The 26,165-nt window shown below is 36.4% G+C and carries 24 protein-coding genes and 2 pseudogenes; 12 read left to right on the forward strand and 14 right to left on the reverse strand.

The window, feature by feature from the left end; genetic code table 11:
- Positions 1 to 293: 293 nt before the first annotated feature.
- Entirely contained in the window at positions 294 to 632 is a 339-nt protein-coding gene (locus tag MSBRW_RS12750) for a hypothetical protein (RefSeq protein WP_048102829.1), read from the forward strand.
- A gap of 198 nt (positions 633 to 830) precedes the next feature.
- A complete protein-coding gene (locus tag MSBRW_RS12755) occupies positions 831 to 1,121 on the forward strand; it encodes a hypothetical protein (protein ID WP_196297995.1) in 291 nt (96 codons plus the stop codon).
- A gap of 980 nt (positions 1,122 to 2,101) precedes the next feature.
- Here the strand turns inward: MSBRW_RS12755 and MSBRW_RS12760 are convergent.
- The gene (locus MSBRW_RS12760; protein WP_011307323.1) at positions 2,102 to 2,887 is read right to left on the reverse strand and encodes a coiled-coil domain-containing protein; all 786 of its coding nucleotides are present in this window, start codon (positions 2,885 to 2,887) and stop codon (positions 2,102 to 2,104) included.
- A 424-nt stretch (positions 2,888 to 3,311) separates the two neighbouring features.
- Between MSBRW_RS12760 and MSBRW_RS23535 the strand changes: the two genes are divergently transcribed.
- Together MSBRW_RS23535 and MSBRW_RS23540 are read left to right on the forward strand one after the other, a co-directional pair.
- Entirely contained in the window at positions 3,312 to 3,500 is a 189-nt protein-coding gene (locus tag MSBRW_RS23535) for a methyltransferase domain-containing protein (RefSeq protein ID WP_230669745.1), read from the forward strand.
- A 45-nt stretch (positions 3,501 to 3,545) separates the two neighbouring features.
- On the forward strand, positions 3,546 to 3,767 hold the full coding sequence (locus tag MSBRW_RS23540) for a class I SAM-dependent methyltransferase (RefSeq protein WP_230669747.1): 222 nt from the start codon (positions 3,546 to 3,548) through the stop codon (positions 3,765 to 3,767).
- Positions 3,768 to 3,877: 110 nt separating this feature from the next.
- On the opposite strand, the gene MSBRW_RS12770 is transcribed toward MSBRW_RS23540, so the two are convergent.
- The 5 genes and pseudogenes from MSBRW_RS12770 to MSBRW_RS12790 all read right to left on the reverse strand — a co-directional run bounded on the left by MSBRW_RS12770 (position 3,878) and on the right by MSBRW_RS12790 (position 7,991).
- On the reverse strand, positions 3,878 to 4,102 hold the full coding sequence (locus MSBRW_RS12770; protein ID WP_011307322.1) for a type II toxin-antitoxin system HicA family toxin: 225 nt from the start codon (positions 4,100 to 4,102) through the stop codon (positions 3,878 to 3,880).
- Positions 4,102 to 4,320 (reverse strand): type II toxin-antitoxin system HicB family antitoxin, encoded by a 219-nt coding sequence (locus MSBRW_RS12775; protein ID WP_011307321.1) that lies wholly within the window; start codon positions 4,318 to 4,320, stop codon positions 4,102 to 4,104. The genes MSBRW_RS12770 and MSBRW_RS12775 overlap by 1 nt, the downstream gene beginning before the upstream one ends.
- Before the next feature lie 898 nt (positions 4,321 to 5,218).
- Positions 5,219 to 5,410, reverse strand: a complete 192-nt coding sequence (locus tag MSBRW_RS12780; RefSeq protein ID WP_011307319.1) for a CxxC-x17-CxxC domain-containing protein — start codon at positions 5,408 to 5,410, stop codon at positions 5,219 to 5,221.
- Positions 5,411 to 5,724: 314 nt separating this feature from the next.
- Positions 5,725 to 6,604, reverse strand: a pseudogene (locus MSBRW_RS21335) (IS630 family transposase).
- Positions 6,605 to 6,881: 277 nt separating this feature from the next.
- Positions 6,882 to 7,991 (reverse strand): methyltransferase domain-containing protein, encoded by a 1,110-nt coding sequence (locus MSBRW_RS12790; RefSeq protein WP_011307317.1) that lies wholly within the window; start codon positions 7,989 to 7,991, stop codon positions 6,882 to 6,884.
- A 647-nt stretch (positions 7,992 to 8,638) separates the two neighbouring features.
- On the opposite strand from MSBRW_RS12790, the gene MSBRW_RS12795 reads away from it, so the two are divergent.
- From MSBRW_RS12795 to MSBRW_RS12810, 4 genes are all read left to right on the forward strand, one after another.
- Positions 8,639 to 9,133, forward strand: a complete 495-nt coding sequence (locus tag MSBRW_RS12795) for a hypothetical protein (protein ID WP_011307316.1) — start codon at positions 8,639 to 8,641, stop codon at positions 9,131 to 9,133.
- A gap of 536 nt (positions 9,134 to 9,669) precedes the next feature.
- Positions 9,670 to 10,029 carry a P-II family nitrogen regulator gene (locus MSBRW_RS12800; RefSeq protein WP_230669749.1) on the forward strand — a complete coding sequence of 120 codons (360 nt, stop codon included), beginning with the start codon at positions 9,670 to 9,672 and terminating at the stop codon, positions 10,027 to 10,029.
- A gap of 1,061 nt (positions 10,030 to 11,090) precedes the next feature.
- Positions 11,091 to 11,762 (forward strand): undecaprenyl diphosphate synthase family protein, encoded by a 672-nt coding sequence (locus MSBRW_RS12805; RefSeq protein ID WP_011307314.1) that lies wholly within the window; start codon positions 11,091 to 11,093, stop codon positions 11,760 to 11,762.
- A gap of 800 nt (positions 11,763 to 12,562) precedes the next feature.
- Positions 12,563 to 13,099, forward strand: a complete 537-nt coding sequence (locus tag MSBRW_RS12810; RefSeq protein ID WP_011307313.1) for a superoxide dismutase family protein — start codon at positions 12,563 to 12,565, stop codon at positions 13,097 to 13,099.
- Positions 13,100 to 13,832: 733 nt separating this feature from the next.
- On the opposite strand, the gene MSBRW_RS12820 is transcribed toward MSBRW_RS12810, so the two are convergent.
- Together MSBRW_RS12820 and MSBRW_RS21340 are read right to left on the reverse strand one after the other, a co-directional pair.
- Entirely contained in the window at positions 13,833 to 14,891 is a 1,059-nt protein-coding gene (locus tag MSBRW_RS12820; protein WP_011307312.1) for an NAD(P)-dependent alcohol dehydrogenase, read from the reverse strand.
- Positions 14,892 to 15,313: 422 nt separating this feature from the next.
- Positions 15,314 to 16,103: pseudogene (locus MSBRW_RS21340) on the reverse strand (IS1634 family transposase); the annotation flags it as partial.
- Positions 16,104 to 17,202: 1,099 nt separating this feature from the next.
- On the opposite strand from MSBRW_RS21340, the gene MSBRW_RS12830 reads away from it, so the two are divergent.
- Positions 17,203 to 17,493: a DUF378 domain-containing protein gene (locus MSBRW_RS12830; protein WP_011307311.1), complete on the forward strand. Its 291-nt coding sequence runs from the start codon at positions 17,203 to 17,205 to the stop codon at positions 17,491 to 17,493.
- 294 nt (positions 17,494 to 17,787) lie between these two features.
- Here MSBRW_RS12830 and MSBRW_RS12835 read toward each other — a convergent pair whose 3' ends face one another.
- The 3 genes from MSBRW_RS12835 to MSBRW_RS12845 form a co-directional block, all read right to left on the reverse strand.
- Positions 17,788 to 18,627 (reverse strand): TIM barrel protein, encoded by an 840-nt coding sequence (locus MSBRW_RS12835; protein WP_011307310.1) that lies wholly within the window; start codon positions 18,625 to 18,627, stop codon positions 17,788 to 17,790.
- Positions 18,628 to 18,641: 14 nt separating this feature from the next.
- Positions 18,642 to 18,974 carry a hypothetical protein gene (locus tag MSBRW_RS12840; protein WP_011307309.1) on the reverse strand — a complete coding sequence of 111 codons (333 nt, stop codon included), beginning with the start codon at positions 18,972 to 18,974 and terminating at the stop codon, positions 18,642 to 18,644.
- 135 nt (positions 18,975 to 19,109) lie between these two features.
- Positions 19,110 to 19,595, reverse strand: a complete 486-nt coding sequence (locus MSBRW_RS12845) for a phosphopantetheine adenylyltransferase (protein ID WP_011307308.1) — start codon at positions 19,593 to 19,595, stop codon at positions 19,110 to 19,112.
- A gap of 418 nt (positions 19,596 to 20,013) precedes the next feature.
- On the opposite strand from MSBRW_RS12845, the gene radA reads away from it, so the two are divergent.
- Positions 20,014 to 20,991: a DNA repair and recombination protein RadA gene (radA, locus tag MSBRW_RS12855; protein WP_011307307.1), complete on the forward strand. Its 978-nt coding sequence runs from the start codon at positions 20,014 to 20,016 to the stop codon at positions 20,989 to 20,991.
- A gap of 185 nt (positions 20,992 to 21,176) precedes the next feature.
- Positions 21,177 to 21,857, forward strand: coding sequence for a phosphoglycolate phosphatase (locus MSBRW_RS12860; RefSeq protein ID WP_011307306.1), 681 nt, complete (start codon positions 21,177 to 21,179; stop codon positions 21,855 to 21,857).
- A 197-nt stretch (positions 21,858 to 22,054) separates the two neighbouring features.
- Here MSBRW_RS12860 and MSBRW_RS12865 read toward each other — a convergent pair whose 3' ends face one another.
- Both MSBRW_RS12865 and MSBRW_RS12870 read right to left on the reverse strand, forming a co-directional pair.
- Complete coding sequence (locus MSBRW_RS12865; protein WP_011307305.1) at positions 22,055 to 23,020, reverse strand: GNAT family N-acetyltransferase; 966 nt, start codon at positions 23,018 to 23,020, stop codon at positions 22,055 to 22,057.
- A 93-nt stretch (positions 23,021 to 23,113) separates the two neighbouring features.
- The gene (locus MSBRW_RS12870) at positions 23,114 to 23,728 is read right to left on the reverse strand and encodes a transglutaminase-like domain-containing protein (protein WP_011307304.1); all 615 of its coding nucleotides are present in this window, start codon (positions 23,726 to 23,728) and stop codon (positions 23,114 to 23,116) included.
- Between the two features lie 548 nt (positions 23,729 to 24,276).
- Between MSBRW_RS12870 and MSBRW_RS23545 the strand changes: the two genes are divergently transcribed.
- Positions 24,277 to 24,633, forward strand: a complete 357-nt coding sequence (locus MSBRW_RS23545; protein WP_011307303.1) for a hypothetical protein — start codon at positions 24,277 to 24,279, stop codon at positions 24,631 to 24,633.
- Between the two features lie 756 nt (positions 24,634 to 25,389).
- Here MSBRW_RS23545 and MSBRW_RS12880 read toward each other — a convergent pair.
- Positions 25,390 to 25,761: a PRC-barrel domain-containing protein gene (locus tag MSBRW_RS12880; protein WP_011307302.1), complete on the reverse strand. Its 372-nt coding sequence runs from the start codon at positions 25,759 to 25,761 to the stop codon at positions 25,390 to 25,392.
- Positions 25,762 to 26,165: the final 404 nt, after the last annotated feature.

A 26,165-nucleotide genomic window follows, 5' to 3' on the forward strand; every position in this document is an offset into this window, starting at 1 on the left:
AAACTCACAGGTTTTTAGTTTTTCAATATCTACAAATGTGTTCGGGGAAGATTCAAGTAGCCCGCCGGCCGGAAAAATATATTAAAACTGAATTGAACGTGACGAAAAGGTCACTTTCAATCAGAAATTTCTCCCCAAAAGGAAAAGATCAATTTTATCAAAAAGGTCCTGCGAAGGGCTCCTTATAAATCTGCAAAAATCGTGAGTTTTTAATTTCTCATTTCCTAACAAACATAAAGTGATAATTTATATAGTTATAATTTTCATATAGTTTAAGGCTGGAAGTGAAAACCATGCAAAATCTATCCCCAATTTCCTTGATTTATGGCATCGATTTCAGTGGCTCACAAGAAGCATGTAAGAAAATATGGATTTGTGAATCTATTCCTACAGATGAAGGACTTCTTGTTAATGGTTGCTGGAACTTAAAGAAAAAATGTAAAAATATCAGCCGTGATGAATCCTTTGAAATCTTAACAAGAATTATTGCCCCCAGTTCAGAAGCCGTTTTTGGACTTGATTTTCCTTTTTGCTTGCCAAAGATTATTACAGATGAAACAAATTGGACAACTTTCGTAAAAAATTTTTCTAAAACTTACAATGATCCCTATGATTTTCGTCAAAAATGCTAGGATAGAGCTTTAGAATTAACTGGAAAAAAGGAATTAAAAAGAAGTACAGATATAGAGGCGAAGTCGCCATTTTCTCCATATAACCTTCGTCTTTTTAAACAAACCTACTATGGAATAAAAAATCTGCTTTGTCCCCTGGTAATAGATGAGTCAGCAAAAATACTACCCATGGAAGGTCGAGAGAATTCAAAGCCAGAGGTGCTTGAAATCTGCCCTGCTTCGACCCTGAAGGCTGAAAAATTATACTTCAAAGGTTTCAAAAATCCAGGAAAGGAAGCTAAAGGAATTAGAGAAATAATTCTTGATACATTAGAAAAGAGGTTCATAAAGGAAATATCTCGAAACGCAAGGAAAGCAGCTCTTGAAAATGCAGATGGAGATGCCCTTGATAGTATCATTGCAGCGGTAGCGACTCACAGAGCACTTAAAAACAACTTCAGAGTACCGGAGAATAAATTGTACAAATTGGAAGGGTACATTTACGTATAAATTTAATTTTCACTCACAATGTTTTACTTAATTCGAAAACAACCTTTCAAAATGCCCTTTATAAAGTTGTAAAAATCACGAGTTTTTCAATTTCATTATTCTTATAGGGTTCTTCCAAATCAGTACATAATATTAGATCCTATGAACATTTTTGAAACCGAAGTAGATGCGTGGTAATGCTTTCTTTAAGGCATCAGAAGCCATGACCTTTCTTGGGAACTTGTCTAAGATTCAAACAAAACTATCTGATAAAATGCTTTATTTAGGTCAAAAGCGATCAGAAAATCAGCTCACTTTAGAAGACTGTATTGATTCAAAACATAAAAGGTCTTAAAAAGATTAGATGTTGAAGACTTCAAAAAGAATGATGTTTAAAATAGGAATCTAAAAAACAAAAAATTCAGATTATTAATTCGTTAGTTAGATGTGTTTTTATTAAAGATAAGTAAAAAGTGGAGAATCACATGATTAATAAATTTAATACATATACTAAAGGACAATTTGAAAAGAATAAAGGGAAAACATATCACCAAGCTGTCGAAGCTTCCGGATAGATTAGCTCGAAAAATTAAAAGATGTCTGCTAATTAATGATAGATAAGATTTAGTTGAACAGTGAACTTAAATTGCTACATATTACAAGTTTTCGCTTTACTACAATACCTAAAGTCTTAAGAGAACTCAGACATTTGAAAAGTCAAAGTTGCGCTGGCGCACCCCGCAACAAGCTAGCGGGGTATTCGACTGAAATAAAGTTTAGTATGAGAGGGTATGCTCTGCGATATGTAAACCCAACAGTATACACAAATATATTAATTATATTATACTATATTATATTATTTTAAGAGTCTTATTGGTAAAAATTATTATAATTTAATGTCGACATCTGAGTTGGATCTCAAAATGTTTCATCCTTCAACATGAAAAATTAGACAAATATAGATCATCCAGTGTTAATTTTTATCAAACCTCTTTCTAATTTCATACATTTTTATCTTCCACTTCTTTCATCTTAATATCCACTTCTCTGATCTTGTCCACAAGTTGAAGTGTTTTCGTTTCAATTTCATCCTTTTCCTTTTTAAGATTATCTACATTTTTATCAAGATCCTCCTTCTCATTTTTAAGTTCTTCCATTTTTTTTCCGAATTCATCCTTTTCCCGATTAAGTTGTTGAAGTATAGATGCAAATTCCTCCCTCTCTTTTTTAAGTTCATCCACGCCCTTTTTAAACTCCACCGCAGCACAGCGTCTTGTCCATAGATAACCAATGAGAAAGCCATCTACTACATAGTAAATGAGAATAGCAACTCCAAATGTACCGCTGCTTGGGAAATCCCCCAATGCCGATTCAATGTTTTCCGAGTACATCTGTAAGGCTTTTGGTACTTGGGTCAATTGGGTTAATCCAACACCAACTAGAATTTTAGTCAGCCAATCTGATATCTGATCAAGATTCGAATTCTCCCCATATATAAGTGATTTCACTTTAGTTTCTGTACCATCAGAGTCATTCGACTCTAATGAACGTGGTTCTTGAGAAAGTATGCGGGGTATCCCAAAGATAAAGCCGATCAACATTCCAGATACGAAAACAGCCCCCGCAATAAGGAAACATACGCCCATTAATGACAGAAACTGGGGATAGGATGAAGACTGGCGCGCAAACAAAAAAATGATTCCTAGACCACAAACAAAAAATAACATCAGCCATACTAAAACTCCCCCTAAGTGTGGAATTAAGAATGAATCTGAGTTATCGGTCATGTATGAAAAACATCCCTTTGCCTACATATTCGATTAGATCGTTGTCTATCATGTGAGATTTAATTACTCTTTGATACTAAACATCTAAAAAAATCAGTGATATTGAATACTGAATTAATGAATATTTTCCGTTTCATGAGGTGAGAAATCTCTTCGTTGACAGTCTGTTACTCCGATTTTTAAATTCAATATTTATTATACGTATACTTATATATAAATAAAAGAAATCGGAATAAGGGTTAAAAGAATAACAAATTACTGTACCATTTGTGGGACAAATCATGATTTATCTCAACCAAAATGTCTGTTAAGCTTCCAGAAGGTGAACGAAAATGAGTGAAATTGACTGGGATTCTCCCGAAGGTGCCGAAAGGTATGACCTGAACTGTGATCATTAGTTCCAGAAAGGACATGTACTGACGAAATGATGAGAATTAAGAAAGGGGATTTCGTGCTTGACATTGACTGCGGAACCGGGAAGCAGGCTCTGAATGTCGCTGGAATTATTGGGCTAGCTGGCAAGTTCACGGGAATCGATCCTTCTTCATATCGCATTGAGCTTGCACGAAAAAAGTTTGACGGAGATCCTCCGTCAATGTCTATTTTCTGGTAGGACAGGCTGAGGATCTCAGAGCCGGACCGGATAACTCGATAGACCATGCATATTTCTGCTCCTCATTCCACTGGATGCTCCTCATTCCACTGGGTTGATGATAAGAAAATCGCTCTTAATGAAATATATCGGGTGCTCCGGCCAGGAGGCACGGTTGGCATGACAACACTTGACAGAAACAGCCCCAACACGATGAAGGCACTTGTAGACCCCATTCTCGCAAAATATGGCATCGAAAAGCGCCATGAATGGCACAGGGGTATTTAGATCGTTTGATCATAAAAACTCTGCAAAGCGTACCTTATAAAGCTGCAAAAATCATAGGTTTTTCAATTTTATATTAAATAAGGCTCATCGGGTAAAGTAACCAACAAATCTTACTTCAAAAGAGCTTCAAATTCTTCCACTGTCAGTCCTGAAACTTTTATCAAATTTCTCAAAAGACCCGGTTTCAGTTCTTTGTGCTTCGGAACTGTCAGCGTAACTTTAGAGCCTTCTTTTCTCAGGACAACATGACTTCCTACCTGCCGGTGAGGGAGCCAGCCAGCTTTAGAAAAAGCTTTAATTGCCTGCATTCCGGAAATTACAGGAAGTCCAGACATTAAGCAACCACATCAACTACTCTGCAGGAGGACTTCCCAATACATTCCTGCAGTTCGTCTTCTGCCAGAGATTCCAAGCAAGCTTGAATCGCTTCTTTAATATTTTCAATAGCTTCTTCCACCGTGTCTCCCTGCGAAAAACAGCCTGTTAAGGCCGGGAAACTGGCAATAAATCCTCCCACTTCTTCATCTTCCTCAAGGATAATTTTGAACCGCATAAATATCGGTTATACGGCTTTTTACTTAAATTGTTATGGGTAAGAAGATCTACCTTCAGACAGATTTAGTAGGGAATATAATCGGTTACCAGGTTTTAACGTGAATCAGAAATTTCTTCCCAAAAGTAAAAGATCACTTTGATCAAAAAGGCCCTTCGAAGGGCTCCTTAAAAACTTCGTTTGAATCCACAAAATTCGCGGGTTTTCAATCCTCTTTTCTTAACAACGCACTCGGGGAAGATTCAAGCAGTCCGCCAGCAGGAGAAATATATTTCAATTGAATTAAAAGTTAAGAGTAGTTCACTTAAATTAGACAGTTCTCCTCCAAAGGGAAAGATCACTTTGATCAAAAAGGCTCTGCGGCTGGCTCTTTACAAACTCCTTTTGAATTTTCAAAAACTACGGGTTTTTAATCTTCTCAATATCTGCAATGTATCCCAAATTTCCATATAATTGCCAATTTCTTACCATATATAAATTAGCAATTTATGTAATAGTATTTATTTAAACTGCAATATGATTATCTTGTATTCCAATTGAATTATTCAAAACCAATTTTACTACTACATTATAACCTGATCCATAATTCACTTGAATCAGAAATTCACTTGAATCAGAAATTCACTTGAATCAGAAATTCACTTGAATCAGAAATTCACTTGAATCAGAAATTCACTTGAATCAGAAATTCACTTGAAAATTACGGGGTTTTAATTCCACTTTGATTTTACAAACATATTCGTGGAAGATTTAACCAGACCTCCGGCAGGGAAAACATACTTTAAATTAATTGAATGTGAAAAAGAGCTAACTTAAAAAGTATGTCCCAAATTTATGTAAACTTTAAAAAAGTGGAAAAGAAATAAGTGTTGGTGTACACTTAATTTACAAATTTTACTTAGTATCTGCGGCTTTCTCTGGGTTTCCTGTGGTTAGGAAGACACTCTCTGCAGTAAACGGGTCTTTCTGGGTCAGGTTTGAAAGGCACTTCGGTTTCAACACCGCAATCAGAACAGGTTGCCTTGTACATTTCTTTAGGAGCGCCGAAATTAGAATTTCCTCTGAACATATTTCTGTCGTTAAAAGCCATTTTGTTTCACCTTTGTTTTAGTTTGTATTAATTGTTTAAAATAAGATTGTATAGGCCTTTTTGATAAAAACAAAAATTGGTTTTTAACAGCAGATCATTATACATCTCTTTATTTTTCAACGAGCATACCTTGCATTTAAAATATATAAATATATCTACTTAAATAAAAGCAAACTTTTTTAAAATGAAAATAATTTCTAAGCATTTTTTGCAGAGAAGATGGCAGGCTCGCTCTTGCAAAAAAGAAAAATATGAATTTCAGGCATCTTTAGCAGACACCTTTGTTTCAGTTACCTATCTATACTAGTGTCGCGTCAATCTTCAATTGTCGGATAAATACATGATAATTTTATCCTTGCATCATCTGTTGTGAACTGCCAGTTAACCTTTGAATTTTTGTTGTTTCTATAATTTTGCCACGCCAATACTTATTTTCTAACACTTTCGATGTTATCCGTTCTTCTTTTTAAACATTGACCTGAAAGCACGTTCAATTCAATCTCTGCTATATTCAACCAACTTCCATTTTTTGGTGTGTACACAAACTCAAACTTATCCCACAGTGCCTTCGCTTTCGCTGGTGGAAATGTTTCATAAAGAGCTCCAGGAACATGCGTATTTAGATTGGCCATTATCAACGTAATTTTATTTGCATTTTTACGTTGAAGCACGATTTTTTCCAGAAAATAAGTTTAATCTTGCTTGGTTTTTCTTTCAGTAATATTTACCACCCGTTTTCCTGCCAACGGTTCACAGGCAAATATATTGCACACTCCACAACGTTTGTATTCGTAATCATATCTGGCTGTTTTTCCAGATGAACAGGGATATGAATTCTAGTTTCTGCAATCAGTTGTTTTGGAGGTTCATCCACACGACAGGATTTGAAGGATCAAATGAACGGCTTATAAACGTCCAGAACCACTTCTATAGTTGCAACAAAGCTACTGCTCTGTTCAGGAATTACCCATTCTTTCCTTTGCCAGGATTACAAGATCAATTTTTTCTCATACTGATGTTCAGGATACGGGAGATTTATTCGATGGTTGAATGGTTGATATTCCATTCACTTTCATCGCAATTGAGTAAGATCAGAGCATTGAGGATTTTTTATGAATTTTGTTTACCCTTTGAGAGAAGTTCACAAAGATCTTCATGTTCATCTTCAGTGAGTGTTAAAGCATATCTTTTCATAAGTAATTCTAAAGATTACTTATGAAAAGGTACAAGAGATACTTTACGACATTTTAAGTTTGACTTGACACTAGTTTACTCTCAATGGGTTGGACGCGTTGTTAAGAATATGTAAAACGGGGTACTTGAAGCCTCAATAATGAAGACTTTCTTCGTCGTTAACCTAGCACAGAAGTGAAAAATTTATATTATAAAAGGAACCTCTTAATTTGTGAGTTGAACTTTTTTAATTTATAATATGTAATACTTTGAACCGTTAAATTAAGATTATTAAGAATCAATTGGATGAGGGCGGTGCTATATTTCCACAAAGTGTAAAAAATGGAGATAATACCAATCCATACCTTCCTGAGTTTTTAATTAAAAAATTTAAAGATCGAGCTGCTAAACACTTTAGTAAAGTATTTGAGTCACCATAATATCCACGCCAGATATCAGCTTGAAAGTTTTCACTCTGTAAAATATTTCTTAACTGATATATATCCATCAAATGTTCTGCCCAGTTTCCGGTGTAAGGGTCACAGGTATTTGTGGGATATTGAGGATATTTTTGCTTTAAAGTAATGCTCCCACTGGCTGAAAATTCATTTACTGCTTTTTGAATATCAGATTCAACCATTCCTCTTGTAGCAGTGACTAAGTAAGCAACTTGATCCTCGGAAAGGTTCGGGTTTAAACTTTTTATCAATTTTGTTCTAATTTTAGAATATGCTTCCAGAAGATCTCTTTCTTTATCACCAAATACCTGTTCTCGATCTACGAGTTCGCACATCTGGTGGTATTTTGTGAGTTTCCTCTTGATAAAAGGATTATAAGGATTTGCGCCAGAGGAAAAAAATACTCTTAAATTATTATTTGAAATCAAAGATATTTTCTTCAGGAACTCTTCTATATCATAGATGTGTTCTATAACGTCATAGTTGGCTATTACGTTGCAGTTAATTGAATTATTCTTTAAAAAGTCGATTACTTCATCAATATCTCCTGGAATATAGTAGTCAGCTTGCTCTCCAATAGCTTTTCCTATTAATTCTGCATCTCTAGCAGAGACATCGTAAATATCGTTGTAAATAACCGTTCCAATATTGCATTCTTTTGCGAGGAGGGATAACATACCGGAACCTCCTCCATAATCTAAAAAAACAAGTTTGTTTAAGGGTACGTCTATTTTTGTGATAGACCATACAAGTATATATGCATATCTTTGCAAATTGGAATGCAAGTTTCCTAATAAAGAACCAAAGTATTTTTTGTTATAATCTGAGATATCTAAAGTCTCTAGATTCATTCCTTTGAGCTTATAGTGCAAACGGCTTGCAGCTTCATTGACCACTTTTATTGTTGATTTGTCATCAGGCAAATTGCAGAATTTGAACATATACTCCATAAATTATGACTTCCTCTCTATATTCAAGACAGAATCTGCATTTAAATTTCCAATGACTAATTTTTATATAAATATCTGCAAATTAATTTTATCATACATATTATATTTTTGATTTACTATATATAAATTTTCTAGTAATTTAATAATTTATCTATAAGTTTTTTATCGCCACAAAAATTCTAAAATTTAAATATTTTCTCTTTCATCTCACCAAGTATAACTAAATTAAACATATATCCAGCATTTTTCCACTTAATCTCCCCGAATATATATAACAATTTCATAACTCGGAAACCTGTAATTTATTACTTGATAAAGCGCTCTTCGAATGGCCTTTTTGATTAAAATGATTTTACCTTTGGAAGGCTATTTTAGGATTAAAGTTATTTTTATAAGTAAACTATAGATTAAGGGAAGCTGTCAGAAACTGGCCCGTCGAAGACAAAGAAAGAAATCTTCCTTATTCAATTTAGTTTAAGTATATTTTTCCTGTTGGCGGTCTTCTTTAGTCTTGTTCGAATTTAAAGTATCGAGGAAAGAATATCTTTTTATTAACGTGTTTAGTTTTCCGCAATAAAAATTGATTAAGAAGCGTTTTATATAATCATATTAGTAAATACATACATAAAATCACAGGCGAAAATCACATGACTCACAACGATTATATGCTAATCCTGGGATCAAATGTCTATGCAGACCAGACATATATGGTGTCATATCAGACAGATAAAAAAACCGGGGACAGAATACCCCTATTTTCTCTGGAAAACTCCGATAACAACCTTATTCTGACAACCGAAATACGAGATGAAAACTCAGAACTCATAGCAAAAATCGACAGAAACGAGCTTACTCAAATCAACAAAAACTTTGATGTGCAGGGAGAACTCGAGAAAGGAAATGGTCTCACGTTAACAAAAAGAGACAACGGTGATGTTATTTTCAATGCTAAAATCACAGAAGACGGATACGCAGCAGTGAGCGGAATTTTCTATGTAGGAGGCAAGAAAATTCGTGTAACCGACCGCACTGTGGAGATAAACGACACTCCCAGGCAAACCGTAAACGGTGTAAATGTACATGATACCTTTTTTGTTGGAAACTACGATATCACATTAACCGACGATGGTTTGAGGTTTTAAGGCTGATAGATAGTTGTAATTTAAAGAGAATAACTAAAATCTTTTTCTGATATCCAATTCAGCTAAGATATGTGTTTCCTGCCGGCAGCCTGTTGAAATCTTCCTTGAATATGTTTTTGTAAAATCAAAGTTGAATTAAAACCCGTGATCTTAGCAAAGTTATAAGAAGCTCTTTACAGGACCTTTTTGATTGAAGTAATCTTTTATTCTGAGAGAGGTTTTTCTGGTTGAAGTGAACTTTTCTTCCACAATCAGAGCAGTTAAAATACGAGCTCATCAAAAAACTCAGAATTACATCCTTAAACCTTTAACTTTGAATAGTCAATGACCTACGGTTATGAAAGTAATTTTGAGAATCTTATCGATGTTCAAACAAGATTGGTTTTTAGATGAACCAGCAGAAATTCCAAGAATAAATTTACTTATTTACACAAACATACATAAATTGTATATATTGTTGTTGATTTTCTGAAAGAGTATTGAATTACAATATGAGTACTATAAATAGAATAAAGAAGGAATTCGGATGCTGAGTGATGATAAAAATGAAATATATAATCGCGATGATAAGACCAGAAAAGCTTGACAGTGTCAAAAAAGAGATCCAGAAAATTGGAGCACACGGGCTGACAGTATCATCTATTTCTGGATATGGTGCCCAAGGAGGACATCTGAATGTTGATAGAACTAAAACTGAAAAATACGAAGCAAACCTGCTTGATAAAGTAAAGATTGAAATTGCGGTGAAAGATGAGTTTCTACAAACTACAGTTGAAGCAATCGAAAGAGGATCAAAAGATGTAGACGGCTATATAGGAAGCGGCAAGATATTTGTGCTACCACTGGAGAATGTAATGAGAATCCGCACGAAAGAAACTGGAAACGACGCTCTTTGAAAAACAGGCCGGTATCATAACAGCAATACTACGTGGGCATTATTACACTCACAGATTAATTAGATTTTTAAAACAAGTAATACTTCAAACAAATATGGCTATTTACGGAGCTTATACCAAAATCAGTCTTATCCTCAAAATAAATAAGAATTTCAGAATTATTTTCCATTATTAGAAACTTATTGAGTATTCCGAATTTGAAAACTGGAGAAGAAATTTTGAGTTATGATATAAGCTCATATTTTTCCAAGCTCATATCTTTGCAGATTTAAAAGGAGAACCTTTCAAGACCAACGATTTCACTTTATCAAAATTGGATGGAACTAAAATTTCAGGCATTTCTATTTGTCCATAGGACCTTACTATAAAGAGTTCTCTCATGTTGAATATGTATAACGGTTGTTTTATAAAAAAAGTTTTATACTATCTGAGCATGTATTTGTCTAAACGTATGTTTACAAGAACCGTACATATACCCTACGTTCTTCGAATGGCTGACCTCCGGCATGCATATGTTATCGCAATATAAATACCATGCTGGTGTCAGGAACGGAGACGGGGATATCTGAATGGAGATAGGACACGCTACATGACCAGTTAAAGAGGTAGAAACTAGTGCATAGATTCTCAAATAATACATAATAAGAAAATAATTACAGCTTATGACGCAAACATTATTTTAAAGTCACATGGAATTCTGTAACACGAAAAACGCAACCGTTCGCAGAATGATTTAATCTGGACATTGCAACCATGGAAAGCACGGAAGAAAAATGCTCTTACTACTTATTTCCGTTTCTTCCGTGCTTTCCGTGGTTTTCAAAAAATTCATTCCTGACATAATTCATTACTAATATACTTTGGAATCAATGCACTAGTATTTCATCTCATCTATGATCTTAACACGCAAGCTTCTTTCACACCAAAATTGTCATTTTTCGGGGGAATGAGTTGATGAAAGCTGGACTGGTATTTCCAGTGACCATCTCGGCAGTGTTAATGTTTGCAAAACTACGGGCTATTCCCATGAAGAGTATTTATAGCATTTTAAGCAAAGAGACATGGGGGATTTTCTGGATATACCAAAATTCAAAAGATTGCCAAGACATGTTGCTATAATACCAGATGGTAACAGAAGATGGGCAATGGCTAGAGGCTTAGAAAAGCATGAAGGATATGATAATGGAGTAATTCCAGGCCTGAAAGTATATGATATATGCGTAAAGATAGGAATAGACGAAGTTACTTTTTTTGGATTTACCCAAGATAACACAAAAAGGCCTCAAATTCAAAGAAAGGCATTTGTAGATGCCTGTATAAAATCAGTTCAAGAAATATCTAAACGTGATGCTGAAATACTTGTAGTAGGGAATACTGACTCTACCATATTTCCCAAAGAGTTACTTGCATATACAAAGAGAACAAAAGTTGGAAAAGGCAAAATAAAGATAAATTTTTTGATAAATTATGGTTGGTATTGGGATTTAGCATATGCGTTTGATAACTCCTCAGATAGTAAGAAAATTGTAGAAAACATTGCATCAGCAGAAATTCCAAGAATAGATTTACTTATTCGCTGGGGAGGAAGGCGCAGACTCAGTGGAATGCTTCCAGTTCAAACGGTGTATTCAGACATATATGTAGTCGATGAAATGTGGCCAGATTTTAAGCCAGAACACTTATTTAATGCACTAGAATTTTATCAAGAACAGGATATTACATTGGGTGGGTAAAAATAGATCCTGTACTATCCGATATCTCTAACACATACTTACTACAGATATTATAACATTTGTAACATTTGTAACATTTGTAACATTTGTAACATACAGTTACTGATTTCGGTCTTTTAAAATTTATTTTATTCTGTAAAAGGTCATTTTTGAATTAAAGTGAAAAACTCTTAATTACACCTTGTTTTCATTGAATATATCTGAAACTGGACCAACAAATGAGAAATGGAAGTTTTTCTCCATGTCCAATTCAATTGAATTTCTCCATTTTCAATTCAATTGAACTACATTTTTTCCTGCCGACGGTCTGCTAAAATCTTCCCCGAATATGGTTGTTAAGAAAAGAGAAATTAAAAACTCGTGATCATTATAGATTTAGAAGGCGCACTTTTCAAGACCAACGATTTCACTTTATCAAAATAGGCTGGAACTCGAATTTCAGGCATTTATATTTGTCCATAAAACCTTACTATATAGGGTTTTCTCATTTAATGCACAATATATATGCAGTTTTATAAAAACTATTTTATATTATATGAGCATGTATTTGTCTAAACGTATGTTAACAAGAAGCATACGTTTACCCGGTATTCTTCTAACGTGACCTCCGGCATGTAAATGATATGTCATCGCAGCATAAATACTATGCCGGTGCAGGAGCGGAGACGGGGATATCTGAAAGGAGATAGCATTCTACATGCCCGGTTAAAGAGTGGGAGACCGGTATCAATCTTATCCATGATCTTTAACAGGTAAGCTTCTTTCAAACCTAAATTGTCATTTTTCGGGGGAATAAACTGATGAAATCTGGATTTGTATTACTAATGATTATCTCGGCGGTGCTGATGTTTGCAACTACGGGCTATGCTCATGAAAGTGCTACATATAGTGCCACAGCTATCATGAAGGACGTGAAAGGAAATACTGTAGGGCTGGCTACCTTTACCGAGGAAGCCAATGGCCCAGTTCATATCAACGTCAACGTGAGAGGCCTGAAGCTGGGTCTGCACGGCATCCATATCCACAATACAGGGAAATGCATTGGTCCGTCGTTCACATCTGCCGGTGAACACTACAATCCTCTGGGCAAAGAGCATGGCCTCAACAACCCGAAAGGCCCACATGCTGGTGATCTACCCAACCTCAAAGTGGGCAAGGATGGCACGGGACATATGAGTGTCACCACCGACCGTGTGACGCTGTCACCCGGACCTACCACGTTATTCACAGCCAACGGCACTTCACTGGTCATCCATGCTGACCCTGACGACCAGATGACCAATCCTACCGGCAATAGTGGCGCACGGATTGTCTGTGGTGTAATCGAGAAAAAATAAGTTTTTCTTCCATCTTCGCAGAAATATGAACCTTCTGAATTCCGCTTCGGCAGTAAGGTGTCGGTTTTGGCCGAATTCTGCTTCGCTCAAGCGGACTTACACTTTTTAAATATAGACAAAACCAAGATACACTTTTTCTTAAACCTTCGTTGATGGGGTTTGAAGGGAAATTTCCTGGAACTTCCTGTAGGAAAACTTCCAGGAACTTGTTGGAACTTGTCGGTGAAGAACTGTTGAAGAAGGTTTTAAGAAGTATTTTACCTCCTTTGCCTGCGAGATCCTTGCCTGCAGGGATCAGGAAGATTTTTACCTTTCTTCATGAAGATAATCTGAAAAAAGCAAAAAATCAGTGTATGTTGACGTTTTAGAAGTTGTATGAATTCTGTAGGAACATACACAAATTTTATATAATCTTGTGTATTTTAGACAATAGTGTTACTTTTCGTTTCATATATATACGGTTTGAGTTTTACATATATAGTCAGAAAATTCAGAAAATAAATTGGAAAATGATGAAAGGAATGAGTCATTTTAGTGAAAAATCCTCTCAAAATTATAGTATTTATGAAGTTCAAAATTTGGCGCTGAAAATTTTAAGATGGCTAACCATTAGCTACTTTTACGACTTTATCCTGTCTATCTATCTGATCACTTTATCCCATAAGGCGAGAATATCCCTTCCTCAAAACTCCGAGCATTGCGAAGAGTGGGGGAAGGGTAGTTGACTCGCTTATTAATCCAGAAGAACAACAGGTTTGATCAGATCTCTTGGTTTTTCTTTCATGAGCATGAGAGCCTCTTCCATTTTGTCGAATCCTTTGAATACATGAGTGGCCATTTTTTCTGGTTTTATTCTTCCGTAGGTACAGAGGTCTGCCATTCTTTCCATTCTCAGACGACCTCCGGTTGTCAGGCCGCCACGTATATCTTTTTGAGACATACCCGATCCCCATTCAATACGTGGAATAGGAAGTATGTCTCCGGTTCCGTAGTAGTTGACGTTTGATACCGTGCCGCCAGGTTTTACAATTTTGACTGCATCTGAAATTGTATTTTCATTTCCTCCTGCTATGATTACAGAGTCCACACCTTTTCCATTCGTCTTTTCAAGAATCTGTTCAACAAGTCCACCTTTTCTGTAATCAACAATTTCAGATGCTCCGTATTCCAGAGCAAGATCAACACAGACTTTCCGACTTCCCACTGCAATGAGCCTGCCTGCACCAAGAATAGTTGCACCTGCCACCGCCATCAGGCCAACAGGACCAATCCCTATGACTGCAACCGTAGAGCCCATTTTAATTTTTGCCATTTCTGCACCCTGTATTCCAGTAGTTGCCATATCTGATAGCATGACAGCTTGTTCGAGGGGCATTCCTTTTGGAAGTAGAGCTAAATTCATGTCTGCATCATTTACATGGAAAAATTCTGCAAAGACTCCACTTTTGAAGTTTGAAAATTTCCATCCAGAAAGCATTCCATTTGAATGCATAGGCATTCCGTCCTGTGCCTCTATGGATCGCCAGTCAGGTGTAATTGCAGGAACAATTACTTTATCTCCTGGTTTGAAGTCTTTGACCTCTGAGCCGGTTTCTTCTATAACACCTACAGCTTCGTGTCCTAAAATCATGTTTTTGCGGTTTCCAAGCGCACCTTCCCAGACAGTATGAACATCTGATGTACAAGGTGCGACAGCAATGGGCCTTACGATTGCATCATATGGTCCTGCTGAAGGTCTTTCAGTATCAATCCAGCCTACTTTTCCAATTTCAAGCATTGCAAATCCTTTCATATTATTACACCAACCTTTCCAAAATAATTATTATTCAATGCTTTTTATTGTAACCCGCATATTAATCTGTTGTAGTGGTATTTATAATTACTAAGGATGGAAGCTTAAATTTAATGTTCAATTCAATTAAGTTAAAATATATTTTTATTACCATCGGCGCGTCCGAATCTTAAGAGAAATTAAAAACCCGGAATTTTTAGGAATTTTGGAGAAAGAGCACTTTGCAGTGCTTTTTAGATTAAGCGATTCCTTACTTACAGAGGTTTCTGATTTAATTAAAACCTGCCAATCGAATATTTTTTTCATTTATCTTTACAAAACTGAATCGCAGAATTCGAAAAGAATATCTTCGCCCATAACCAGTCATGTTGAAATATATTTTTTCTGTTGGCGGTCTGCTGAAATCTTCCCCGAGTACGATTGTAAAATGAATAGCATGGGCCTGTTCCTGGTTTGAAATCAAGATCAGAAATCAACAAGTCTTTTGCAAGGTTTAATGTTGAAGGCACACGAGTTATCCACTTCATGCCTTCTCTCATTGATTTAATGTTATTGTCAGAGTATAAAGCACTGTCAGCTATGTAATAAACATCATCAGGGAAAGTTATGTTTTCTTGAAGTTTTTTCATTGCTTCAATTATGGTTTCTTTGTCTGATGCATTATCAGAGTAAACTTTTGCAAATAATGGCATTCCATACTGATTTGTTATCATTCTGAGTCCAAAACGTTTCAGGTCATCTCTACCGTCTTTTGCATGACCATATGTGAATTTCGATGGCAGAAACGTCATCGATATATGTGTAGTCCCCATGAAGGCTAAAATTAGTAGTGTCAGATTGGAGAAGTTGAGTTCTGATGTTAACAATTTCCAGCATTTTCAAGGCAAGTTTCATGAAAAGTTGAGTAGAATCTGCTTTATAGATTTCATCAAGAGTTCGACCTAAAACATCATCAGTAAGGTCAGAAGCACTGATCCCAGGACCAAGGAACCTTTCAACAGAAAGAGTTTCAAAGTACTGAGAATGCATATAAAGACGACTGTCTACGAAACCAGGACAGTTGAGAATCATTGCTTTTAATACAATAGAATGAGATAACTTGTGCTGCCCAAACTTGGGCAGCACTTCATCAATCACTTTTCCAATTTCAAGTTCATCGTAAATGCCAGAAACGATTCCATGATGATCAAGAGAACGTGTTGTAACAAACATAATGAAATAGATAAATTTGTCAGACATCTGCGGAAAGACAGGTAATAGGTAAAAGCAACTATGTGGTGTATTTAGAGGCAAAAAACGATATCATTCAATTTTCACCAAATACCACTAAAAATTCAAATTATTTGCACCTGTTCAAAAAACGCTATCAGGAAAAATATTGATTTTCGAAAAAATACTGCGGAATGTAGGTATTACATAAAAGTCCAATAAATCCATGTTTGATTGAAAATCGATAGCAATAAAAATATGAATTTACAAAAATTTACTGCGGAAAGTGAGTTCTAGCAATCATTTTTGATTATTCTTTTTACATCTGAAATTTTGCTGTGTCTTTTATCCCTGTCTATGTTTTTTCTCTATTAATATCCAAAAACAGTCATTTGGAGAAAAATTTTCTTATGATAAGGCTTATCCCAAAACAATTACGTTCTCAAAATCAGTAAAGTCACAGAACCATTTTTTCACTGCCTGAAACTTAATTGGTTATTTTGAATAGATTTAAAGAGACAACAGTAAGTTTTAGAATCAATTCGTATGTATGATGTTGTTATATAACACAAGTTGACTTGAGTTATCCCAAATTAACTTTACTTGTATAAAAATATTTATTCTATTTATTGATTATGAAATATTTTCTCGTATTTTAAGTAAAAAACAAAATAAATTGTGTTTAATGATGAGTTATTTATTTTTCTGCTTTCTGTATACCTTGCTTTCTGTATACCTTATTACATTAGCCCATATGCATGAGAATTCGCTATTTTTTGTTTTTGTCTCGCCTTTCACAGGCGACAAGAAGCTATACTATGAATTGCGTCATACGTTATTTTCCATTTGAAGTAATCTTACTGTGACATGGTGTGACGCGAGCGTTAATATCTTTTTTTGAGTACACTTCAATCGATGAGTATATAGAAATTCATTTTTACAACAGATCGCCAGGTTAAGGAATAGATTCATAATATCTTAGCTCCAACATTGTTTACGAGAACAAGTAATTAGATCATCCAAAAGCCTGGAGTATTCCAAGTCAGAAAATGATGATCTGTTCCTTGTGAGTGCTCTATTTCAGTGGGGAGGTTTGATAAAGATGAGTAAAATGCATAGAATGCTTGTGGATAATACTCTATATATTCCGGCTAAGCTGCTAACGATAATCGGGGCTCTTAACTGGGGTCTTGTAGGGCTCCTGAACTTTAATCTGGTAGCGGCTATATTTGGAAAAAAATCCATACTCTCGCGGCTGGTCTACATTCTTGTGGGCCTGGCTGGTGTTTACTTAGTGATTAAATACAAGGCAACGTATTTAGCAAAGCGTGAGGCTAAAACGGGTAAGCGCCAATATAGTGGTAAGCAATACAGTTGGAGCGGCATTCAATAAAATACAGGAATCGCTTTCTCAATCGGACTTGCTTAGAATATGTCCAATATTATCTTGAATAATATGTGCTTGCAGTGTCAAGTACATATTAACCTCTTTTTACCTGTTAACTCTTATACCTGTTAACTTCTTTTACCTGTTAACTCTTTTACCTGTTAACTTTTTTATCTGTAAGCTTTTTTCTAGAGAGCTTAAAACAAAAAAATAAGAAATATATATTAGTGTTTTATCTGGAATATCGGATACATTTATTGGGTTATGAGCACCCAGGTAAATTTTAAAAAGACTATAAAATCAAAATTGTATCTCGTTATAAAGCATCCTCAGCATAAGTGCGTCTTCTTCAAGAATGGGACTCTCAAGTATGACCCTTCCTCTGGCTTTGAATTCTTTTAAGGCCTTCATAAGTTCTGGATAGTTTAAGTCAGATTCTTTCAGAGCCAGATGCCTCTTTTCTCCATTCGTGCCGTACTCAACTCCTGAGACATGCATGTGCATATTCGAAAGCCCCTCCTTTCCAAGGCTTTCCTCTACTCTTGATAAAATTTCCGTAAATTCGGAGTAAGAGTTTTCCTTGCCTTCTCTTGCGTGCAGATGGCAAAAATCAAGGCAGGGCATGACCCCTTCGATTTCTGCACTCAATGCAAGCACTTCTTCAAGCGTTCCAAATTGTGTACGCTTACCCATAGTTTCAGGACGCAGGACTGCAGGGATTCCTTCCTCCCGGAATTGTCCGGTAAGTTCTTTGAGGGCTTTTGATATGCTCTCAAAAGTGCTTTTTTTGCTGCTTTTCTGATAAAAGCCGGCATGCAGTATGATTGATTCAGCTCCGCAGAGGCTACCTATTTTTGCGGCATTGTAAATTCTTTCCAGGCTGGCTTTTAATTTTTTTTCTTCATAAGAATTCAGGTTGATGTAATACGGAGCATGGACGCTCAAGGCTACCTCTTCGTTATTTGCAGTTTCCAGGACGTTTTTTGCCCCTTTTTCGCCCATGCGTACTCCCTGAACAAATTCAAGTTCCATACAGTCAAGGTCAAGTTCCCTGATCCTTTTGATTCCTGAGATACTACTTGTTCCTTTTGTGCTTCTCGGAATTCCTGCGGTTCCGAAAAGTAGATCTTTCGAGGGCATTTTCAACTGTCCTTTTAGAAAATTCCCACAAAATCTTTTAGCTGCTTTGCCCTCTCAGGAGACAGCTTCTCGGAGACTACTGAAACCAACTCTTCAAGGTCTTCGTCCAGGGACTGAACATCCTCCTTTCCTTCAAGGGCAAGCCCTATGAGGTAATCAAGTTCCTCAGGGTCCAGTCTCTCCAGTCTTTTTCTGAAATCTTCAGAAGACTCGGCAAACTTATGTGATACCGGGCGCAGGATAAAGGGGAACTGGTGTCCTGCTTCCCTGGAAATTAAGTTTCCTCTGGCTTCGGGAGCAAGCTTGTTAAAAATTTCAATGTCCTTCTGTGTAAATTCTCTGGGCATATTATCACTTTATGGCTCTACCCTGATTTATAGTTACTTTAATATAATTATAATAAAGTCTAGTTGTTTAGTGTTATTACTAATTTTTAGAGTTCAATTTTTAGAGTTCAATTCTTAGTGTTCAATTCTTAATGTTCAATTCTTAGTGTTACAATGCTTAATGTTCTTTTTCAATCTGCCGTGCCTGTCAATCTCCCCTTTTGCAATCCTTGTCGAGGAAATCGGGATTCCATCCTCAGCCATTACATACTCAACATATACGATTTCAAGGAGCTTCTTTCCTTTTTCTTCCCTGATGCGGTTCATTTTAAGGGCGACCGGATAAGTCTCAGGAGACACAATTATATAATCGAAATCCTCTTCGAGAGCAGGGCCGTAGGGATCATTCAGCTTTGTAATTTCATATCTGTCATCTGGTATTCCCATTTCTTTTATGTATTGCAGCAGCCAGTTTCTCCTTTTTTCATAATTATCGACGCTGTGGCTTTTACTTAGCATCTCGTCCGAGGTAAGACCTATGTGGACTTTTCCATCCTCTGCTATCTCAAATGCTTTTTCAATCAGTTTGGCGTGGCCGTCATGAAAATACTGAAACGTACCGCCGACTGCGACCTTTGGCATGATGGGTGATAATCTACCAAGTAAAAAGAATTTTTGGTTTTTTCCCAGCTTTTTGGAAATTTTCACTTATTTTCTCTCTTTTTCTTCTTTCTTTTTCTTCTTTTTTCTGCTTTTCTTCTTTTTTCTTTTTTACACTTTTTCCTTTCTTTTTCTTGGTATTTTTCCTCTCTTTTTCTCCCTCATCCTTATTTCTCTTCTTTTTCCTCTGATTTTTCTTCGACTTTTTTAAATGTGAGTGCCAAAAAAAAGCCTTCTTCTTTTCCCTCTATTTACCTGGTTTTCCGGTAATATAACCGTGTTTTAGAGGCGCTTTAGAACACTTTCACCTCGCTTCCTCTAGTTATTTATACCTGCAAAACCATTGTGGAGCAACTGTTATGCACCTTATACAAACATGTGCATCTTAGGAGAATTTGTAATGAGCCAAATAACACTCGAAGAGTTGCCCGGAGTTGGCCCTGCAACCGCAGAAAAACTCAAAGAAGCTGGATTTAACACCATTGAAGCTGTGGCCGTTGCCTCTCCTTCTGAACTTGCAACTACAGCCGAAATAGGGGAATCAACGGCTGCAAAAATCATTAATGCTGCAAGGCAAGCTGCTGATATCGGAGGTTTTGAGACCGGAGACATCGTGCTTGAAAGACGGAAAATGGTAGGCAAGCTGACGACCGGTTGTATGGAATTTGATGAAATGATGGGTGGGGGCATAGAAACCCAGGCAATTACCGAACTGTACGGAGAATTCGGTTCAGGAAAAACCCAGCTGGCCCACCAGTTTGCAGTCAATGTCCAGATGGACAGGGAACACGGAGGGCTTAACGGTTCGGTTATTATCATAGACACTGAAAACACTTTCAGACCTGAAAGGATTGCCCAGATGGTAAAAGGGCTTTCCGAGAAATACGGCATGGAGCTTGACCCAGAAGAGTTCCTCCAGAATATCCATGTCGCCAGAGCATATAATTCCAATCACCAGATCCTTCTTGTTGACTCTGCAACAGACCTGGCAAACGAACTTAGGGAGATGGGAAAACCCGTTCGTCTGCTGATCGTTGACTCGCTTATGGCTCACTTCAGGGCTGAATATGTAGGAAGGGGAACCCTCGCCGACAGGCAGCAGAAACTCAATAAGCACATGCACGGCCTGCTCCGCTTCGGGGATTTATTCAATGCCTCTGTGGTTGTAACAAATCAGGTAATGGCAAAACCCGATGCTTTCTTCGGTGACCCTACAAGGCCTGTAGGAGGCCACGTTGTGGGACACACAGCAACTTTCAGGCTTTACTTGCGGAAATCCAAAGGAGACAAAAGGATTATACGTCTGGTGGACTCTCCCAATCTGCCCGAAGGAGAAGCTGTTATCGCAGTCACTACAGCCGGACTCACAGACCAGTAATACGCAGATCAAGTGGTACGCAGATCAGTGAGCAGACCAGTAGGATTCAGGTCAGCGTAAAGACCATTATAAGTGAGAATTGGGCACATTAAGAAGCAACTGACTGAAGTAAACGATCAGTAAACGGTAGATATATTCAAAGCCGGGTAGGGAAACATTTTATCCACCCTTACCTAATCTTTTTTATGAAATTCAAAGCTATTGTAGCCGATATAGACGGTACAATCACCTGTGAGAAAAGGGAACTTCATCTGGGGGCCATGAAAAAGATCCGTTCTCTTAAAATTCCTGTAGTGCTTGCCACAGGAAATACTCTATGTTATGCAAGGACAGCTTCAAGGCTTATCGGCCTGGAAGGGGCTGTAATCGCAGAAAACGGAGGGGCTGTTACCGTCCGCTTTGATTTGCAGGGCGCTTTTGAGGAAAGCCTTGAGGAATGCGAGAAAGCCTATTCTTTTCTTTCCGACTATTTCAAGCTCACCAAACTTGACCCTTTATACCGAAAAACCGAAATTGCCCTCAGGAGAGACTTTGATATAGAAAAAGCCAGAACCCTTCTCAAAACTCTGGATCTGGATGTAGAGATGGTTGATACCAAATATGCCATCCATCTCAAGAGCACGAAAATCAATAAAGGGATCGGCCTTCAGAAGCTTGCAGGCATGATGAGCCTAAAATCCAAAGATTTCGTAGCCATAGGAGATTCCGAAAACGACTTAGAAATGTTTGAAGTCTCAGGTTTCGGAATTGCTGTCAGAAACGGGGATGAAACAATAAAAAAAGCTGCTAATTATGTTACAGCGGCATCATTTGGGGATGGGGCTGTAGAAGCCATCGAGTATCTAGAGTCAAAAGGCTGGATTTGAAAATTTTTTGAAAAATAATTAATCTCAATTCGATCCCTCTGCTCTGAGACTCCGATTTCACTGCTATTGGTGCAAACACGCTAAAACAGGATAACTTTACTTTCTTTATAACTTTACTTTCTTTATAACTTTACTTTCTTTATAACTTTACTTTCTTTATTTATGTTGCTACCTAATTAAGCGCTTTTAGAATTAACTTATGTTGAAATTCTCTCATCAATCCGTCTAACCACGCTATATGTATAAGGAATAAAATGTTTATTCCAAAACCTGCTTCCCGTAATATTTATGGATTCGAAATCTACTCCGCAAAGAGTATACCCGTTTTTTAAGAGCCACTCCTGTATTGCTCCCAATAACATAGTTCCTATACCCGCTTTTCTTTCACTCTCCATAACGTATGCACCGGTTATGTTCATAATGTCTTTGTGTTCCGAAACAAAAGTTTCAGCGTTTGGTTGAATTCTCATATACCCCAACGGTTTTTCATCTTGATAAGCTGCCCATAAATGGTGATTGACTTTTTTGAGCCAATCAGTTAAATCTTGAACCGGGTCTTCATTTATTCTGGGCATGAAAATGGGTGAGTTCCTGTAATACATGTTATGCTGTCTATGAATATTTGCTAAAGCTGGTATATCAAGCTCATTGGCTTTTTTAATTATAATATTAGAAGGATTATTTCCAGGAATCTTTTTTGATTCACAAATAGAGTCTACACAGCGCAGGCCAAACCCCTGCCAAAACCATAAATCAATAGTTTCTGTGTCATGTGCGAAAAATGTTAATGCATGGGTAAAACAAGCATTCTTTACCCATTTTTCAGCTACATGCATATATAACTCCTGATATAATATGCCCCTATATTCTTTTTTCCCGCCGTGTCCATATAGAGGACTATAAATTCCTTTATATTTCCCGAATAGTTCTTCAACTTCAAATCCGGCTATAAACCCGATTAGTTCCTCACTTCTGACAGCAACAATGCCTGTTCCATTGTTAAATAAATTCTTAATTAACTTTCTGAGAAAATATAATTGCTCCTCTTCGTAAGGCAAAAAAGGAATCGCTGTTTTTTCTTCGATGTATGCAGACATAACTAAATCCGCTGCTGCATTCACATATTTTTCATTTAGCTGATCGAGTTGAATTTCAAGTTTCATGCTTCACCTTTATCATTTTTCTAGTAAGAAGTGAAGTCCAGAGCTATTTTCTAACGGTGACCGGAAGGCGATTTTCCAACTTTGAATTAATTTTTAAGTACGAAATAAATCCCTCAGCCCAAGATCCCATTGATCCCATAATTCTTTCATATCTTTACTTGTCTTTAAGATTTCAATAACATTCGGATTGGGCTCTGCAAAGATTACTGGACTATCTTCTTCCCCAAGCTCTTTATTCACCTTCTTGGAAATCTTTTCTTCGTATATGGAAAACTGAGCATCACGGCCTGGCTTGTTGCCTCTTGCATCCAATCTTATCCATTTATCCATATCTTTTAAATATACCGCGTTTAAGCCGTGCAAGAATTTCACGTTAACATTCCGACTTGAAGAAAGTTTCTGATAACAGAACCCAGCCGGAACCCCGAAATATCTCAGCATGGCTGCAAACAGATGGGCTTTGGCACAACATATCCCGTGGCCGGCTTCCAGAACCTCTGATGCCTTGCAAGTAACTCGCATTTCCCCTATATCGCCTGAATGATGAATCTCATCCCGAACAAACTCATAAACCTTTTTAATCAGGCTTATTTCGTCGTCGGTTCCCTTCTGTAATTCAAGGCACTTCTCAACGATCAGCTTGTTATCAAAGTCTATGACTTCACTCTTTTTGAGGTAATCCTGAAGATTATCGCTTTCAGTGTACATTTTTACTCGCCTGTCAATAAGTACTAAAAGGCCTTTCTATATGAAATTTAAGTCTAATATGGGAAACTACTTTTCTAAAATTGCCTATGAGATGATCCCAAAACTCAAGTTGCTCCTCTCAACCCTATATTCCGAATAGTCAATCGAGTTTTAATCATAAGAACAGTTCCGAAACTTTATGAATATGGGAACAGAATTGGTTTAGAATAAGCTCTTATTAAAAGATACGACTTTAAAGGAGTAGTATTGGAATTTAATGTATCATTTAGGGACGTAAATAGAATAAAAGTTTTAAAACCTTTGTTTTAATAATTAATTAATTTTAATTATTATTATATTGAGTATTCCATTTATAACGTTTCTTTTTCAAATTAAACCTTTTAAAACTCGTATTTTATTAATTAATCTACTTATATATATTTCTATTTATAAGTATGTTTATATTTTAACCGGCATATATTGGAATTGTCAAGCTGCAAATAGTCAGCGTGATAATGATAACTAAAATAAGGCTAGAAGGACAGCAAATATTTTGGGGTAGGTAAATAATGAAAATGAGAAAAATACTGGGTATTTTGCTGGCACTCTGTTTTGTATTGTCAGTGACAGCTGCAGCAGTAAGTGCGGCTCCGAATAATGTTAAGAGCAAATACGACGGTAAAAACAAGTACGATGCTAAGAACAAGTACGACGGTAAAAACAAGTACGATGCTAAGAACAAGTACGACGGTAAAAACAAGTACGGTAGTAAGAACAAGTATAACAACAATTATGGCAAGAAGAAATACTTTATGAAAGGTCACTGGGGATATAAAAAAGTAAAGCACAACAAGAATAGTAAACACAAATCTTTCTGGTATACCTTTGATAAATACTGGATTCCTGGCTACTGGTACTGGAAGTAAAAACATATAAATGTGGCTGAAAATTGAATGTAAAAAACTAATTGGAAGGAAAAACGGATAACTGTGAACTGTGGCTGAAAGTTGAATGTAAAAAACTAATTGGAAAGAAAAACGGATAATGGTGGCTGAAAATTGAATGTAAAAACTAAATCCTAACTGGCTAATGTTTAAATGTTTACATTAGCCAGTTGTGCTGTTTTCTTTTTCCAACTCTGAGTGATGTAAGCAATATTATTTGGAATCTCAGTTCAAAAGCCCAGAATCCTGATTAAAGCTTCTCTGAATCAGGGATTTCTGATAATCAAGCGATTTTTGGGATTGACTATGGATAATGGAGTTATAAACACGTAATTTCTATCTATATCCAGCTGGTCCCAAAATGTCTCAGCATGGCTCCAAACAGATGAGCTTTAGTACAACATATTCCATGACTGGATTCCAGAATCTCTGATGCTTTACAGATGACCCTCATTTCCTCTATTAATAGTGCTGAGGAAGTTGCCATGGAACGCCATACAGTTTACATGAGGATTCTGCTGAATTTACACCTAAAAAAGTAACTTATTTTTCATTTTTTTCGTTTGAATACCCCGCAGCAAGCAACGGGGTATTTATCTGAAACAAATTATTCAATAGAAGAGAGTTTATTCTCAAAAATAGCAAGATTTTCGAGAACCTCAAGTCTTTCCTGTATTCTTCTGTAAGAAAATCGGATTGGAAACAACAATTTTCATCTCATTACTCAAAAATGAGCTTTTAAACTTTCCAGTAAGGAGGAACATTATACTTTTCATATATTCTAGTCAAATCATCATGAGTTAAAGTCCACACATCGTCACCCAAACCTTCTGCATCTTTGAATGCTCCTTTCTCAACTCTAAGAATATAATCACCTCGAGTTGCTTTAAGAGCTTCCCAAGGAATGGCAAATAATTTACAGGACATACCAATAAAACAATCACAAGCAAGTATTACGTATGATATTCTTCCCCGTTCAGAGTCAATCATGACTTCTTCAATCTTTCCAAGTTCTTCATCTTTAATAGTTACGACCTTAGATCCTTTAATTTCAGTTGCCGGTACAAAAGTCATTTTCTTTGGAACGTGCAGTTCTTCATTTATTCCCATAAACTTCAACTCCTAATGTATTATTCATACTTACTGTCTTTTATTTATCTCTTTCAAAAGTACAGAGAAGCATTACATTCTTTCCGCCTGTCTTTTCTCCATTCCAGACTTAAGCATATAAGTTTTCTTGGTTATCCCAATGAACTATTCCATTAATATTAGTTATTCATTAATAATATACATTTCTTAAGAACTTGATGTCTTGTTCCCAGTAAAAAAACGGTGAGCAAGAGAATGTCTATAGATTCTCTCAAAGTTGGTGGTATTTTTACAACCGATGTAATGCTAAAGTACAGCAAGAGGACATTAATTGATACTTTTGTACCAGTTTTCGGTGGTGAAGCATTTTGAAAGAGTGTATGTTTTCGATATTTTGACCACCGAACAAGCGCATAAGAAACATG

The organism is Methanosarcina barkeri str. Wiesmoor (assembly GCF_000969985.1).
GTDB lineage: Archaea > Halobacteriota > Methanosarcinia > Methanosarcinales > Methanosarcinaceae > Methanosarcina > Methanosarcina barkeri_B.